Raw genomic sequence first — 15,693 nt, 5'->3', positions numbered from 1 at the left:
TGGCCAGGCGCTGTGCGTGATGGGCGAATGGGATGGGCAGACGTTGTGGCCGCTATCGGCGTGGAATGCGCAGGGCGAGCGCTGGGAAAGGAGTGCCGCATGAACGAGACTTGGTTGAAGCCGGCGTTGCTGGGTGTGGATCGACCGCAGGCGATCTGCACCGGTGGCGCGATGGATGAGGTGCTGCAGGCCATCGCAGACGCCGACGATCCGGCGCTGGCGTACAGCCGTCAGCTGGGCGTGCTGGCTGCCTGTCGACATGCGGCCATGCCGCTGGCGTCGGCGGTGCTGCCGCCGCCCCCCGCACCGCACGATCCGGCGGCGCTGCCGGTCGACCACGCGTGGGCGCCGTTGCTGGCCACGCTGTTCAACACCGGCCAGGCCGCGCCGTGGCTGAAGCGTCTGCGCCAGCAGGCCTGTGTGCGCCTGGCCGCACAGGGCAAGCACCTGCCGGTGGCGGTGCTGCCGGCTGCGCTCGACGCGGGCTCACGCTTCGCCACACTGCGCGATGTGCTGCGGCCGGTGCTGGGCGAGCGTGGGCGCTGGTTGGCGGCATGCAACGACGAGTGGCGCTATGCGCTGGGCAGCATCGCTCCTGTTGCGACGGCCGAGGACCTGGAACAGGTCTGGAACGAAGGCAGCAGCGAAGCGCGCCTGCAGGCCTTCCAGCAGCAGCGGGCGATCGATCCGAGCGCGGCGCGTGCGCGTCTGCAGCAGAACCTGAAGGAACTTCCGGCCCGCGATCGCGCGCTGTTCGTGGCGGCGCTGGGCAACGGCCTGCACGCCGACGATGAAGCGCTGTTGCAGGCACTGCTGAAGGACCGCAGCCGCGAGGTACGCGCGCTGGTGGGCCCGCTGCTGGCGCGACTACCCGACAGCGCGCACGCGCGCTTCCTGCAGGCGCAGATGCAGGGCCTGCTGCAGGCCCAGCGCAGTGGGCTGCTGCGGCGTAGCACCTGGCAGTTGCAGGCACCGGCGGCCGCGGAAGCGGGGTGGGCCGAGGCGGGCATCGACAGCAAGCGGCCCAACGGTGAATCACTGGGTGAACGTGCCTGGTGGCTGTATCAGTTGGCCCGGCAGTGGCCGCTGCAGTGGTGGTGCCAGACCCTGGAAAAGACCCCCGAGGAGGTGCTGGCCTGGGCGCAGAAGACCGATTGGTTCGCCGCCCTGCTGCGCGCCTGGATCGAACAGGTGGATGCCCGTGAACCGGCCTGGGTGGAAGCGTTGATCGCGCACAAGGCCAGCTACCACCACAAGACCGCGTTGCTGGCACTGTTGCCGGTGCAGCAGCGCGAACGCCATTGGCCGGCCACGCTGGACGAATTGCAGGCGCAGGGCCTGCTGCACACCGTGTTGGACAGCACCGGAGCGGCAGAGGTGCTGGGCCCGGCCTATTCGCAGGCGCTGGCCCCGCAGGTGGGCGCGCTGCTGGGCGATGAGCGCCTGCGCTACGACTACCTGCTGCGCGACCATCTGCTGGAACTGCTGGCCGTGCTGCACCCGTCGGTACTGGCGCAGGTGCAGGTGGCCGAGCCGCCGGCTACGGCCACCGAGGCAATGCTGGCCTGCACGCAGCAGGCTCGCGCGCTGCTGCTCACGCGCCGCGCGCTGTACGCACCGATCTGATCCTTTCCCCTTTTCGAATTGCCACTGGAGCCACCATGAGCACGACCGTCCTGCGCCAGCACGCCGAACACCAATATGCCCACGAACTGGAAGAACTGCGCCGGCAGGACAACCGCCAGCGCCCGGCCAACTGGACGCTGTCGCCGTGGGCGGTGGTGACCTATCTGGTCGGTGGCGCGCTGGACAACAGCTTCGTGGTCAGCCCCAAGTACATCGGCGACCGTCGCCTGATGGAGATCGCGGTGGCCACCATCGCCACCGATCGCGCGCTGCTGCTGTTCGGCGTACCCGGCACCGCCAAGTCGTGGGTGTCTGAACACATGACTGCGGCCATCAGCGGCGATTCCACCCTGCTGGTGCAGGGCACGGCCGGTACCAGCGAAGAGCAGATCCGCTACGGCTGGAACTACGCGCAGCTGCTGGCCAACGGCCCCAGTGAAAAGGCGCTGGTGCCCAGCCCGCTGATGAACGCCATGCGCCTGGGCAAGATCGCGCGCATCGAAGAACTCACCCGCATTCCCGCCGATGTGCAGGACGCACTGATCACCGTGCTTTCGGAAAAGACCCTGCCGGTGCCCGAACTAGGCAGCGAGGTGCAGGCGGTGCGTGGCTTCAGCGTGATCGCCACCGCCAACAACCGCGACAAGGGCGTGAACGAGCTGTCCAGCGCGCTCAAGCGCCGCTTCAACACGGTCATCCTGCCGGTGCCGTCCAGCGAACAGGACGAAGTGGCGATCGTGCTCAAGCGCGTGGCGGAGATGGGCAGCGCGCTGGACCTGCCGGCCGAGCCGCCGGCGCTGCAGGAAGTGGCGCGCGTGGTGCGCATCTTCCGCGAGCTGCGCAACGGCATCACCGAAGATGGCAAGGCCAAGCTGAAGAGCCCGACCGCCACCCTGTCCACCGCCGAAGCAATCTCGGTCATCAACAATGGCATGGCGCTGGCCGGGCACTTCGGTGATGGCGTGCTGCGCCCGGCCGACATGGCCGCCGGCATGATCGGTGCGATCGTGAAGGATCCGGTGCAGGACGCCCTGGTGTGGAAGGAGTACCTGGAAACGGTGGTGAAGGAGCGCGACGACTGGAAGGACCTGTACCGTGCCTTCCGCGAACACGCCTGAGCAGGCCCATGCCGATGAGTGAAGGGATTTCCCTGTTCGGCATCCGCCACCACGGCCCGGGCTGCGCACGCAGCCTGCTGGCCGCGCTGCAGGCATCGCAGCCGCAATGCGTGCTGATTGAAGGCCCGGCCGGATGCGAAGACCTGCTGGCGCACGCACTGGATGCCGACATGCAGCCGCCGGTGGCACTGCTGTCCTACAGCGTGGACGATCCGCAGCTGGCGGTGTTCCATCCCTATGCGCTGTATTCGCCGGAATGGCAGGCGTTGCAATGGGCGCTGCGCAACGGCGTGGCGGTGCGCTTCATGGACGTGCCGGCGGCGCTGTCGCTGGAATGGCGCGCGCAGCCACCGGCTGAACCGCTGGCAGAGGAGCCCGACGATCTGGACGATGCCGGTACGGCCGCGCCGGATCCGGCCCACGCGACGGCACCGCTGCAGCGCCCGGCCGATCCGTTGGACTGGCTGGCGCAGGCGGCCGGCCACGCCGATGGCGAAGCCTGGTGGAACTACATGGTGGAAGAGCGTGGCGACGGGCAGGGCCTGTTTGAAGCCATCGCCGAGGCGATGACCGCCGTGCGCGAACATACGCCGGCCTATCCCGGCCAGCGTGCCGAACAGGAAGCCGTGCGCGAGGCGCACATGCGCAGCGCGCTGCGCAGTGCCAGCAAGGAATTCCAGCGCGTTGCGGTGGTCTGCGGTGCCTGGCATGTGCCGGCCCTGCAGCCGCCGGCGCTGCGCGCGAACACTGCCGCAGCCGACAACCGGCTGCTGAAGGGCCTGCCGCGACGCCGCACGCAGAGCACCTGGGTACCCTGGACCTACCGCCACCTGAGCACGGGCAGCGGTTACAGCGCCGGCGTGGACGCGCCGGGCTGGTACGACCATCTGTGGCGTAACGCCGGCGTGCATGGCCAGCGCGCGGTGGGCTGGTATGCGAGGGTCGGCCGCCTGCTGCGCGAGCACGGGCTGGACTGTTCCTCTGCCCACCTGATCGAAGCGACCCGCCTGGCCGATACCCTGGCCGCGCTGCGCGGTCGCCCGGCGCCCGGGCTGGAAGACATTGCCGATGCCAGCCGCAGCGTCATCTGCAACGGCGATGACGCGCCGATGCGCCTGATCGCTGAGCATCTGCTGGTGGGCGACGCGCTGGGCCAGGTGCCCGCCAGCGTGCCGGTGGTGCCGCTGCAGCGTGATCTGGAGGCGCAGCAGAAGCGGCTGCGGCTGAAGCCCGAGGCGCTGGAAAAGACCCTCGATCTGGACCTGCGCAAGGACAACGATCTGGCCCGCAGCCATCTGCTGCACCGGCTGAGCCTGCTGGGTATCGAGTGGGGCCGGCTGGCGCGTACCGGCCATTCGGCGCGCGGTACTTTCCACGAAATCTGGCAGCTGGCGTGGCAGCCGCACTTCGCGGTGGCGGTGGTGGAAGCCAGCCGCCATGGCCAAACCCTGGTGGATGCGGCCGGTAACCGCGCCATCGGCCAGGCGCGCCGCGCCGATGGCCTGGCCGAAGTATCCGCGCTGGTGGACCGCGTGCTGCTGGCCGATCTGCCGCAGGCGGTGCAGGCCATCGCCGCCGAACTGGAGGCGCGCGCGGCCACGGCGGCCGATCCGCTGGCGCTGCTGGCCGCCTTGCCGCCGCTGGCCAACATCCATCGTTACGGCAACGTGCGGCAGACCGAAGGCGTGCAGGTGGCGCACCTGTTCGACAGCATGCTGGAACGCGCCGGCGTGGGTCTGCTGGTGGCGGTCAGCGCGCTTGACGAAGCGCACGCCGAGCATGCGCGCCAGGTGCTGCTGGCGGCCGATCGTGCCGTGGCGCTGCGCAGCGATGCCGAGCGCAGCGGGCACTGGCGGCAGGCACTGCAGCGGGTGGCCCTGTCACCGGCCAGCAGTGCGCTGCTGCGCGGCGTCAGCCTGCGCCTGTTGTTCGACAGTGGCACCCTGGACGCGGGCGCCGTGCACGCGCAGCTGCAGCTGCAGCTTTCGGCCGGCGCTACGCCGCTGGAGGCCGCGCAGTGGCTCGATGGTTTCCTCAACCGCAATGCCACCGTGCTGCTGCACGACGATGCGGTGTGGCAGATGATCGATGCCTGGGTGGTGGCGCTGGACGAAGACGCACTGGTGCGCGTGCTGCCGCTGGTGCGGCGCACCTTCTCGGCGTTCGAGATGGCCGACCGTCGCGACCTGGGCACCCGCGTGAAGCAGGCACCGGGCGCGCCGGTCGCGACCACCGCCTCGGCCCCGTACTGGAACGTGGCACGCGCCGAACGCGCGCTGCCGATGCTGCGTGAACTGCTGGGATTGCCCGCATGAGCCTTGAACGAGACGAAACACTGCCGGCCACCACCTCGCGCGAACAGCGCTGGCGGTTGATCCTGGGCGAGCAGGCCGACGCCAGCTGCGGCGAACTGCCCAAGGCATTGCAGGGCATCGACCAGGCGCTGGCCGCGCTGTACGAGCCCGATGGCCAGGGCGGCCTGTCCCGGCGCGGTGGCCGCGGTGGTTCGGCGCCCAACGTGGCGCGCTGGCTGGGCGATATCCGCCGCTACTTCCCGTCATCGGTGGTGCAGGTGATGCAGCGCGACGCATTGCAGCGGTTGAACCTGACCCAGATGCTGCTGGAAAAGGAGATGCTGGAACAGGTGCAGCCCGACGTGCACATGGTGGCCAACCTGATTGGCCTGAGCCGGGTCATTCCGGCGCAGACCAAGGAAACCGCACGCATGGTGGTGCGCGCGGTGGTGAACGATCTGCTGGCGCGGCTGGAAGAGCCGATGCGCACGGCGGTCAGCGGGGCGCTGGACCGCGCGCGCCGCAACCGCCGCCCCCGCCTGGCCGAGATCGACTGGCACCGCACCATCCGCAGCAACCTGCGGCACTGGCAGCCGGAACTGCGCACGGTGGTGCCGCAGGAACTGGTGGGCTATGGCCGCAAGGCGCGCAAGCCGCAGCGCGAAGTGCTGCTGTGCATCGACCAGAGCGGTTCGATGGCCGCCTCGGTGGTCTATTCCAGCATCTTCGGTGCGGTCATGGCCTCGCTGCCGTCGGTGTCCACCCGGCTGGTGGTGTTCGACACCGAAGTGGTGGACATGAGCGAGCAGCTGGATGATCCGGTGGACATCCTGTTCGGCGTGCAGCTGGGCGGCGGGACCGACATCCACCGTGCGGTGAGCTACTGCCAGGGCCTGATCCGCGAACCGCACAGCGCCATCCTGGTGCTGATTTCCGATTTGTACGAAGGCGGCGTTGAAGACAAACTGCTGGCGCGCGCACGCGAACTGGTCGAATCGGGCGTGCAGTTCATCGTGCTGCTGGCACTGAGCGATGAGGGCCGCCCGTCCTACGACCAGCAGCTGGCGGCCAAGCTGGCGGCGCTGGGCGTGCCGTCGTTCGCCTGCACGCCCGACGCATTCCCTGGGTTGATGGCCGCGGCGATCCGCCGCGACGACATCAACCAGTGGGCCGGCGCCAATGGCCTGCTGGCCACCCGCGGCGAATGAGGGTCAGGCCTTCAACCAGCGGGGCGACACCGCCACGCCCAGGAAGGCCACCGCAACGCCGATGAAGGCGCCCACCAGCCCCACATGGTGGGCGGCGAAGCCGATCAGCACCGGCCCTGCCAGCACACCGGCATAGCCCAGCGTGGTGACCGCGGTGATCGCCACGCCCTCGGGCATGCGGGTCTGGTTGCCGGCCAGCGAGAACAGCGCCGGCACCACGTTGGCACAGCCCAGGCCCAGCATCACGTAGCCGACCAGCGAGGCCTGCCACGGCGTGACCAGAGTCAGCACCAGCACGCCCGCTGCGCCCAGCAGGCCACCCAGCACGATGGCGCGGTGCCGCCCCAGGTGGTCGACCACGCGGTCACCGAACAGGCGCGCCACGGTCATGCTCAGGGCGAAGGCCGCATAGCCCAGGCCGGCCAGCGTGGGTGCCACGCCGCGCACATCGGTCAGCAGCAGCGCGCTCCAGTCCAGCATGGTGCCTTCAGCCAGGAACGCCACGAACGCCAGCACGCTGATGAACAGCACGATGCCGCGCGGCCACGCCAGGAAGGGGCCTTCATGCGCGACCCGTTCGTTGCGCCAGTGGCGCAGGGCGGGCAGGGCGATCAGCACCATCACCGCGCAGCCCACCAGCACTGCCGGCAGCAGCGGCAGCCACGCCCCCAGCAGCAGCGTGCTGGCGGCACCGACGAAGCCGCCGATGCTGTAGAAGGCGTGGAAGCCGGACATCATCGCGCGCCGCGATTCGCGTTCCACCACTACCGCCTGCACGTTCATGGTGCAGTCCATGGCACCCACGCCGGCACCGAACACGAACAGGATCGCGCCCAGCGCCCAGGGCGAGGAGGCCACCGCCAGCCACGGCAGTGACAGGCAGATCAGTGCGCTGGTGGCGATCATCACCGTGCGGCAGCCCAGCCGTGCAGCAAGCACGCCCGCCAGCGGCATGGCCAGCAGCGAACCGGCGCCCAGACCGAGCAGGATCAGGCCGAGGGTGGCGTCGTCCACCCCGCTGCGGGCCTTGGCGAAGGGCACCAGCGTGGCCCAGATGGCGGTGGCAAAACCAGGAATGAAGAACGCAGCACGGGTGGCGTGCTGCTGCGCGCGGGGCGAGGAAACAGGCGTCATGGAAGAACCGGGCCAGGGGATCAGGAATGGGTGGGATGCACGGCAATGCCGGCGGCGCGGAAGCGTTCGGCCAGCGCGGCCGGTGCGGTGGTGGTCAACACCAGATCGTCGATCTCATCCAGCGCGGCCACCTGCCATACACCGCGCGCGCCCAGCTTCTCGGTGGTGGCGGCTACGATCACCCGGCTGGCGCAGGCCAGCATCGCGCGCTTCAACGTCGCTTCCTCGCCATCCATCGCCCACACGCCGGTATCGGCATCGACGGCACAGGCGCCAGGCAGGTACACATCGGCGCGCAGTCGCTGCACCTGGGCCAGCGCTTCGGCGCCCACCGCACCGCCGCCCTCGGCCAGGCGACCGCCGATCAGGTGCACGGCGGTGCCGGCCTGCCACGCCGCCGCCGTGGCGATCTGCGGCGCATTGGTGATCACCGTCAGCGCCAGCGCGCCGGGCAGCTGTTGGGCGATGGCCTGGTTGGTCGAACCGGCATCGATCAACACCACCTGGCCGGGCTGCAGCAGGGCGACCACGCGCGCGGCCAGTTCGGCCTTGTCGCCGCGGTCCTGGGTGAGCCGCTCGCGCAGCGGCGCCGGCTTCGGTGCCGGCAGCACCGCGCCGCCGTACACGCGCTGGCACAGCCCCTGGGCCGCCAGTTCGCGCAGGTCGCGGCGGATCGAATCTTCGGAAACGGCATAGCGGCGCGCCAGGTCGGCAGCCACCACGCGGCCCTGCTGGCGCAGTTCGTCCAGGATCAACTGGGTGCGCTGGGCGGGAAGGGTAGGGTCAGGAGTCATCGATGAAGTGTGCACGAATGTGCATGAACGTGCAATTTCGCGCATGTTGCGACATTCTGGCCCTGATCCGCGCCCGTGCGATACGGCAGACCTATCGTGCGCCCGGTTCAACGGTATTGGCCGTGTACCCGCGCCAGCCGCGATGCTTGGCGGATGAAGCCGATTTCCCTTGTTTCCTTTACCGGCCAGGTCGGGCTGGTGACCGGTGCCGCTGGTGGTCTGGGCCTGGCTTACAGCCGTTTGCTGGCCGAGCGCGGCGCCCACGTCGTGATGCATGACATCGGTGCGGGCCTGGATGGCAGCGGCAGCGACCCGCAGCGCATCGGCCGGTGCGTGCAGGAACTGCAGGCCCAGGGCTTTTCCGTGGAGGCCGCCCGCGGTGCCATCGACCAACGCGAGCGCTGCCACGCGCTGGTGCGCGACATCCTGCAGCGGCATGGCCGCCTGGATTTCCTGATCCACAACGCCGGCTGGGTGGCCTACCAGGGTGTGGAGAGCATTGACGATGCCGCGCTGGAGCAGATGCTGTGCGTGGCCGCCAAGACACCGCTGTGGCTGGCGCAGGCGGCATGGTCGGCGATGCGCGAGGCCGGCGGCGGGCGCATCGTGATCACCACCTCCGACCGTGCGCTGTACCCGCAGTACGCGCAACGCGGGCTGTCGGCCTATGCCATGGCCAAGCTGGCGGCACAGGGCCTGGTGAACGTGCTGGCGCTGGAGGGCGCTGAGCACGGCATCGTGGTCAATGCCGTCTCTCCGGTCGCCAAGACACGCATGTGGGGCATCGAAGGCGAACCCGATGAGCTACATCCGGCCGCGGTCGCCACCGGCGTTGCGTTCCTGGCATCCACGCGTTGCCAGCAGGGCGGCTGGATCCTGCGCGCCAGCAACGGCCAGTTCCATGCGTTGCGCCTGCAGGAAGCCGCGCATGTCGCGTACCCGCGCGACCTGCGCGCGGTGCAGGCCGACAGCATCGAGGCCGTCGCACTGCAATGGCCGGTGATCGCGCGGCCGAGTATCGATGCACGCGGCTGAGCGCGTACCCTAGGCCGGTCTTTGTTGCCGGTCCTGCCATGATCGATCTGCGTCTGCTCCGCCAGTTCGTGGCAGTGGCCGAAGAACTGCACTTCCACCGCGCCGCGGCTCGCCTGCACATGTCGCAGCCGCCGCTGACGGCCGCCGTCCGGCGTCTCGAAGAAGAACTGGGCGCAGAGCTGATCGTGCGCGGCAACCGCACGTTGGGCTTGACCACCGCCGGGCGCACGCTGCTGCTGGAGGCGCGGGCCACCCTGCTGCAGGCCGACCAAGCGGTGCAGCGCACCCGTGAAGCGGCCGCCGGGCAGATCGGAAGCCTGCGGGTGGGCTACGTTGGCAGCGCGCTGTACGGGCGCCTGCCGATCTTGATCCGGCGCTTCCGCCAAGCGTTTCCGCAGGTGCGCCTGCACCTGCAGGAGGCTACCTCGCGCCAGCAGCAGCATTGGCTGCGCGAATCGCAGGTGGATGTCGGCCTGCTGATTCCGCCCATCATCTCAGCCGAATTGCGCTTGCGGCCGTTTGATCACGATTGCCTGGCCATTGCACTGCCGCGTGGCCATCGGTTGGCTGTGCAGACCGCGTTGACGGTGGCCGATCTGGCCGACGAGCCGTTCGTGTCCTGGCCTTCTGCCGAAGGCGTCGGTTTCCACGCACAGGTGCTGGGCCTGTGCACGGCCGCCGGCTTCACGCCGCGCGTCGTGCAGGAAGCGCATGGCATGCACGCGGTGCTGTCGCTGGTGGCTGTGGAGGCCGGCGTTGCCATTGTCCCTGCCAGCATGCGTGGCTTCCGCCCGGATGAGATCGTCTACCGGTGGATCGACGGCGTGGATGCGCGTTTTGAACTGCAGCTGTGCACGCGCCCGGACAGGGCTGCGCCGGTACTGCAGCAGTTTCTGGACATGGCGGCTGCGGAAGATCTGGCGTAATCGGCCCGATGGTGGTGTCCACGCGTGTGGCGCACTGCTCGAAACAGCGCGTGCCGCGGTCTTGCGCGAGTACCCCAGGCAAGCGGGAGACCTTGAATCTGCAGGGCCGGGGCGTGGCCTGAGTGATCGCTGGAAAAACCCCGGCTGTTGCAGCGGCAATTCCCTACATACACACAGCCCCATGCAGGCAAGTCTGTGCGCGCCGGTTCCGTGGGGCCGGCTGGGATTGGCGTCCCACAATCAACTCTGGCGCGGCACCGGCGCACGTCAAGGACGGCGTGCCTGGCTGCCGCGAACCACTGTCTGTGGTGGGCGATGTGTGGGGATCATGACGGTCCGCCGGTCAGTCCAGAGTTGTCCGGTACGCCAACCCGCATCGCCCGCCGCCCGTCCGCGCCTCGTTGCGGACGTGCCGGTCGCGCCTGCCGGGGGCAGTGCGCACGCACCTGGGGAGGGGCGGCGGGCGGTGCATCTGGGGGGCTAGGGCAGCAGCTGGCGCGTCATGCGGAAGATGTCGCTGACGGCATACAGGCCAGCGTGTCGTGCGAGGTGTGCATTGTCCGGCCCGCGTGCGATGCCGCTGGCCAGCAGGCGGAACTGCCGGGCCGGGTCGGGCTGTTGCTGCAGACCGTACAGGGCGTGGCGGTCCACGTAATCGCGGCCATCGTTCAGCCGCTCGCCGCGGGCCCTCACGCCCTGCAGTTGTTCCCAGGCCAGCGGCATGTCCTGCGCAATGTCATAGAACTCCACGATCGGCGCATCGTGGCTGACCTCCAGCACGTGGAAGGCGTGATGGCGGCCGGCCGCCTGCATGCCGACCACATCGCCGGCGCGCCAGGCCGTGTTCGCCTTCGGCACGGAAGGGCGCCGCGCGGGCATCAGCGGCGCGGTGCGCAGCAATGCTTCGATCTCCGCGCTGCGGCGATGGAAGGTGTCGTTCAACGCCACGGCGGCATTCAGGGCCGCGATGGCCGTGATCGCATCAGCGGTCAGCCGCGCGTCGGCAAAGCCCTGCCGGTGCAGGCACAGGGCCAGTGCCAGCACAGTCTTGTGCATGTACAGCGGCGCAACCTCGGCAGGGGCGGCGTGCAGGATGCAGTTCCAGCGCAGCAGGAGGGTGTCGATCACCTCGGCACCGATCTGCGCTTGCGCGCGCTCAGCCGCTTGCGGCCCCAGCCGTGCCCAGTGCGCGCAGCGCTTGACGTCGCTGTCGATCGCTTCGACCAGCTTGTCCGCGGCAAGCAGTTTCAGTACGTCCGGGTATTTGATTGCCATGCGCCCACGTGTTTCCGCTACGGCCGTACAGTCTAGCGAGCGCAGAACAGGTGTTCGACCAGGTAATCAATGAACACCCGCAGGCGCGCACTCGGTTGCCGGTTGCCTGGCCACAGCAACGAGAACTGCCCCTGTTGATGGGGCACGGCCGGCAGCACGTCCTGCAGGCGGCCATCGGCCAGCGCGTCGGCGGCCAGGAAGTCGGGCATCCAGGCCGCGCCCATTCCGCCGATGGCGGCTGCCAGCACGGCCTCCATGTTGTTGCAGGTCATGCCGGTGGCCATGTCGGCAGCGGCATCGCCGCTATGGCCCGGTAGCGTCCACGGCTGCAGCTTACCGCTGGTGGGAACGCGGAAACGTACCGCAGGCAGGTGCCGCAGGTCCGCCTGTCGCTGCGGCGAGCCATGCGCCCGCAGCAAGGGCGGTGCTGCGCAGACGATGAAGCGGAACGTGCCCAGCTGCCGTGCCGTCAGGCTGGAATCGGCCAGATCACCGCTGCGGATCACCGCATCCAGACCCTCGTTGACCACGTCCACCAGCCGGTCGTTGAACTCCAGTTCCAGCTGCACCTGCGGGTAGCGTTGCTGGAAGCCGGGCAGCACCGGCAACAGGAAGCGGTAGCCGATGGTCGGCAGGCCGATACGCAGCAGGCCACGTGGTGCGTGCTGGCGCTGGGCCAGATCGGCCTGCGCCTCGGACAGTTCATCCAGTGCGCGTCGGCAGCGCTGCAGCAGCAGCTCTCCTTCCTCGGTCAGGTGCAGGCGGCGGGTGGTGCGATGGAACAGGCGCGCGCCCAGGTCCTGTTCCAGCCGGACAAGCCGCTTACCCACCGCCGAGGCGGTCAGGCCCAGTGCGCGCGCGGCGCCGACGATGCTGCCCGCTTCGGCGGTGCGGACAAAAGCGAGGAGGGCGGAAATGGAGTCCATGCAGGGATGATTGCGGAAAGAGTGGACGCAATCAACGTCCTTTCAGTGTGTTTTTCCCGCACTGGCTCACGCGCATCATCACGGCCCTTCGCGCAAGGAGGACCGCATGGCCCCACGTTCTACCCAGGATTGCCCCGCTGCCGCCGGGCATGGTGCACTGCTGGCCGTGTGCCTGGCGGCACTCGCTCTGCCACTGGCGTTCTCCGCAGGCGCGGTGGTCGTGCCGTCGCTGCATCCCGGTCCCGACGATTCGCCGCTGGCACTGGCGTGGGTGACCAATGCCTTCATGCTGACCTTTGGCGGCCTGCTGCTGGCTGCCGGCGCACTGGCTGACCGGCTCGGCCGGCGCCGCGTGTTCCTGGCCGGAACCGCCGGGTTCGCTGCCGTCACGGCGTGTGTCTGCATGGCCCCGGGTCTGCTGTGGCTGGATATCGCGCGTGGCCTGCAGGGCGTGGCAGCTGCGGCAGCACTGGCGGCGGGGACGGCCGCATTGGCCGACGCGTGGCAGGGGCCCGGCCGTGCACGCGCCTTCGCCGTGCTGGGCACGACCTTCGGTGCCGGTCTGGCACTGGGGCCGCTGCTGGCCGGTGTGCTGCTGCAGTGGGTGGGGTGGCGTGGCGTGTTTGCCAGCAGTGGCGTGCTGGCCCTGCTGGCCTGCCTGCTGGGCGTGCGCCTGCTGCGCGAAAGCCACGGCAATCGCGCGCGCCTGGATGTGGCCGGCATGCTGGTCTTCAGTCTGATGCTGGCCAGTCTGACCCTTGCGCTGCTGTGGCTGGGCGAACAGGGCATCGGCGACCCGCGTGTGTGGGGAGCACTCGGCGCCTGCGCCGTGCTGGCCATTCTGCTGGTGCGGCTGCAGCAGCGGCACGCCTCGCCGCTGCTGGATCTATCGTTGTTCTCGCAGCGTGCTTTCGTGGGTGTACAGCTGCTGCCGGTTGCTACCTGCTTCGGCTACGTGGTGCTGCTGGTGGTGTTGCCGCTGCAGCTGCTGGGCGTGTACGGGCAGGGCACAGCCATGGTGGGACTGCAGATGCTGGCGCTGTCGGCACCGTTGCTGGTGCTGCCGATACTGGCCGCGCGCTGCGCGCAGCACGTCGGCAGTGCGCTGCTGTGCACGGTGGGCCTGCTGCTGTGCGCACAGGGCCTGTGGTGGCTGTCGCAGCATGCCGCGGCACCGGTGCCGCAGCAATGGATCGCGCCCCTGCTGTTGATCGGCGCGGGCGCTGCGCTGCCGTGGGGCCTGATGGACGGCTTGTCGGTCAGCGTGGTGCCGGTGCAGCGCGCCGGCATGGCCGCCGGCCTGTTCGGCACGGTGCGCGTGGCCGGCGAAGGCATCGCACTGGCCGCGGTGACGGCGCTGCTGGCGGCGTTGATCGGGCGGCACTTGCCAGCGGCCTGGCCCGAGGCCACGGCATCAGCATCGCTGTATCTGGCAAGTGGTGACCTGGAAGGCGCGCAGGCGTGGTTGCCGCACGTCACCGTGGCCGAACTGCAGCAGGCCAGCGGGCAGGCGCTGGCCCAGCTGCTGCGCACGCTGTCGATGCTGACCCTGGGGTGCGCGCTGCTGCTGCAACTCCTGTTGGGGCGCCGTGGGCTGGCGCTCGCGGAGGCCGCTGACAGCGCCTGAACTACTGCCGGCGCGCAGCGCATTGGCCTCTGAGGGTCTCAGGGCGTTGCCGGCAGCGGCGCGCTGAGCAGCTGGCAACTGGCCGTACAACCGGCGTCCTGCACGGCAGCCTGCAGGCGGGCACGCGCTGCGCGGTCGATGCGGCCCTTGCTGTCGGCATCCTTCAGGGTCTTTTCGACGCCATCCAGCACCGCCTGGCGCATCGACGGCGTCATCGCGGCACCGGCTTCGCGCAGGATCGGCAGCGCATCGGCTTCGGTACGCGCGCGACTTTTCGGATTCAGATCGGTCAGCGTCGCGCCCATCGCCAGCATGCCGATCCTGATCGGCAGACCCTCGGCCATCTGCCGCATGTCCTCCAGTTGAACAGCGTCGCTGCTGCTGAGGCCGCGCTTGAGGATTTCGCGGCTCTGCATGTCCATCTGCCGCGCCGTGCACGCGGTGGTCATGATGGCGGTGCGATCGATCGCCACCGAGATCCGTCCCAGCGTAGCGTTCGGGTCTGGCGTGGCCATGGCCAGGCGCACCACCTGCTCAGCGGCCCGCCGGCCATTGCGGCAGGCGGCGAGCAGATCCAGCATGGCGTCCAGTCCGGCGCTGCCGGGCGGCACCAGGGCGGGGTCGGCAATGTCCATGGTCATCATCATGGCGGTGACCAGGGTGTCGTCGTCAGGCACGTTGCCCGCAGAGGCGGCATCGGCCAGCGCGGTCAGCGCGTGCAGGCGATCGGCCTGCAGCTCCAGGGCAGTGGCGGCGGGCGCGGGCCCGGCAGCCAGCAGGGGGGGCGTGGTGGCCAGCAATGCCGCCAGACAGATCGCACGCAGGCGCAGGGGGGTGACGTCCATGTTGCATCCTTGCCGAGGGGCCATTCGTTGGCCGGTTGCGTGGAGTGTAGCGGCCCTCGCTGCGGGCATCGTGAAATCGAACCGTTGTCATCGGCATGTCGTGGCGGACTCACGCGGCGCATGCCGGCACAGGCCTAGAGTGGACCGTCCCCGTCCCCCACGGAGACCTGCCATGTGGCTGCTTCATCACCTTTGGCCCCGCCGCCGAGTGCGCGCACCGGCGTTGATCGATGAACTGCCGCTACCGCCGCGCCGACCGTGGCTGAAGCGTCCCGCACGCGCCGGGCGCAGCGGCATGGCGCCCTGGCAGAAGATCGCACCGCCAACACGCCGAAGCCGTCACTGAGGGTTTGGCGCGGGCGTCCGGTCGGCCGGGTGGTTCACGCCATCATTTGTCGGAATCAGCCCAAGTGCGAACGGATCGATGCCTTCCAGACAGGCCACGTTGTAGCCGTACTGGTCGGGGTTGGAGCGGCGCCGGTGGTGGGTGTAGATGCCACACAGGCCACAGAAATAGTGTTCGGCCACGTGGGTATTGAACTGGTACAGGCGCAGGTGGGCGTGCCCGCGCACCACCTGCAGGCCCTGCTGCGGCACGCTGGCGACGATCGCGCCGCGGCGCCGGCACATGGAACAGTCGCAGCGGCGTGGATCGACGATGCCCTCGGGCAGGTCCAGTTGCAGTTCGACGGTGCCGCAATGGCAGGTGGCACGGTGCTGTGCCTGTACCGGAACCCCGGCGACGGAAGTGATGCCCATCCATGCGTCCTGCGCTGTGGTCAGGGCGCCAGTATGCACTTGCTGAACGCGTTGTAGATGCCAGGGTCAGGTCGCTTGTGGCTAACTAGGCCGCCCCCGCAAGCGACAGGATGCCCGTGAGAGCCG

13 protein-coding genes are annotated in these 15,693 nt (G+C 69.4%); 7 read left to right on the top strand and 6 right to left on the bottom strand.

What is annotated here, in order from left to right:
• The first annotated feature begins 99 nt into the window (after nt 1-99).
• Genes RTY46_RS12930 through RTY46_RS12915 form a run of 4 tightly spaced genes read left to right on the top strand, consistent with a single transcriptional unit; the run spans nt 100 to nt 6,246 of the window.
• The gene (locus RTY46_RS12930) at nt 100-1,626 is read left to right on the top strand and encodes a DUF5691 domain-containing protein (protein WP_312708814.1); all 1,527 of its coding nucleotides are present in this window, start codon (nt 100-102) and stop codon (nt 1,624-1,626) included.
• A 35-nt stretch (nt 1,627-1,661) separates the two neighbouring features.
• Complete coding sequence (locus RTY46_RS12925) at nt 1,662-2,744, top strand: AAA family ATPase (protein ID WP_312708813.1); 1,083 nt, start codon at nt 1,662-1,664, stop codon at nt 2,742-2,744.
• Nucleotides 2,745-2,758: 14 nt separating this feature from the next.
• A complete protein-coding gene (locus RTY46_RS12920) occupies nt 2,759-5,059 on the top strand; it encodes a DUF5682 family protein (RefSeq protein WP_312708812.1) in 2,301 nt (766 codons plus the stop codon).
• Nucleotides 5,056-6,246: a VWA domain-containing protein gene (locus RTY46_RS12915; protein ID WP_312708811.1), complete on the top strand. Its 1,191-nt coding sequence runs from the start codon at nt 5,056-5,058 to the stop codon at nt 6,244-6,246. Before RTY46_RS12920 ends, RTY46_RS12915 begins: the two co-directional genes overlap by 4 nt.
• 3 nt (nt 6,247-6,249) lie before the next feature.
• Here RTY46_RS12915 and RTY46_RS12910 read toward each other — a convergent pair whose 3' ends face one another.
• Together RTY46_RS12910 and RTY46_RS12905 are read right to left on the bottom strand one after the other, a co-directional pair.
• Entirely contained in the window at nt 6,250-7,380 is a 1,131-nt protein-coding gene (locus RTY46_RS12910; RefSeq protein WP_199932603.1) for an MFS transporter, read from the bottom strand.
• Nucleotides 7,381-7,400: 20 nt separating this feature from the next.
• On the bottom strand, nt 7,401-8,174 hold the full coding sequence (locus RTY46_RS12905) for a DeoR/GlpR family DNA-binding transcription regulator (RefSeq protein WP_312708810.1): 774 nt from the start codon (nt 8,172-8,174) through the stop codon (nt 7,401-7,403).
• Between the two features lie 153 nt (nt 8,175-8,327).
• On the opposite strand from RTY46_RS12905, the gene RTY46_RS12900 reads away from it, so the two are divergent.
• Entirely contained in the window at nt 8,328-9,209 is an 882-nt protein-coding gene (locus RTY46_RS12900) for an SDR family NAD(P)-dependent oxidoreductase (RefSeq protein ID WP_312708809.1), read from the top strand.
• Between the two features lie 38 nt (nt 9,210-9,247).
• On the top strand, nt 9,248-10,135 hold the full coding sequence (locus RTY46_RS12895) for a LysR family transcriptional regulator (RefSeq protein ID WP_312708808.1): 888 nt from the start codon (nt 9,248-9,250) through the stop codon (nt 10,133-10,135).
• Nucleotides 10,136-10,615: 480 nt separating this feature from the next.
• Here the strand turns inward: RTY46_RS12895 and RTY46_RS12890 are convergent, their stop codons facing one another.
• The gene (locus RTY46_RS12890; RefSeq protein ID WP_312708807.1) at nt 10,616-11,410 is read right to left on the bottom strand and encodes a hypothetical protein; all 795 of its coding nucleotides are present in this window, start codon (nt 11,408-11,410) and stop codon (nt 10,616-10,618) included.
• Between the two features lie 32 nt (nt 11,411-11,442).
• The gene (locus tag RTY46_RS12885; RefSeq protein WP_312708806.1) at nt 11,443-12,336 is read right to left on the bottom strand and encodes a LysR substrate-binding domain-containing protein; all 894 of its coding nucleotides are present in this window, start codon (nt 12,334-12,336) and stop codon (nt 11,443-11,445) included.
• 106 nt (nt 12,337-12,442) lie between these two features.
• Here RTY46_RS12885 and RTY46_RS12880 point away from each other — a divergent pair, with 106 nt between their 5' ends.
• Nucleotides 12,443-13,963, top strand: a complete 1,521-nt coding sequence (locus RTY46_RS12880; protein ID WP_312708804.1) for an MFS transporter — start codon at nt 12,443-12,445, stop codon at nt 13,961-13,963.
• A gap of 38 nt (nt 13,964-14,001) precedes the next feature.
• On the opposite strand, the gene RTY46_RS12875 is transcribed toward RTY46_RS12880, so the two are convergent.
• Together RTY46_RS12875 and RTY46_RS12870 are read right to left on the bottom strand one after the other, a co-directional pair.
• On the bottom strand, nt 14,002-14,808 hold the full coding sequence (locus tag RTY46_RS12875; RefSeq protein WP_312708803.1) for a hypothetical protein: 807 nt from the start codon (nt 14,806-14,808) through the stop codon (nt 14,002-14,004).
• 339 nt (nt 14,809-15,147) lie between these two features.
• Complete coding sequence (locus tag RTY46_RS12870; RefSeq protein ID WP_312708802.1) at nt 15,148-15,567, bottom strand: GFA family protein; 420 nt, start codon at nt 15,565-15,567, stop codon at nt 15,148-15,150.
• Between the last annotated feature and the right edge of the window lie 126 nt (nt 15,568-15,693).

It is taken from the genome of Stenotrophomonas sp., from assembly GCF_032056425.1.
Taxonomy (GTDB): domain Bacteria; phylum Pseudomonadota; class Gammaproteobacteria; order Xanthomonadales; family Xanthomonadaceae; genus Stenotrophomonas.
The sequence above is the reverse complement of the archived record's forward strand: the minus strand, read 5'-3'. Positions and strand labels throughout refer to the sequence as shown.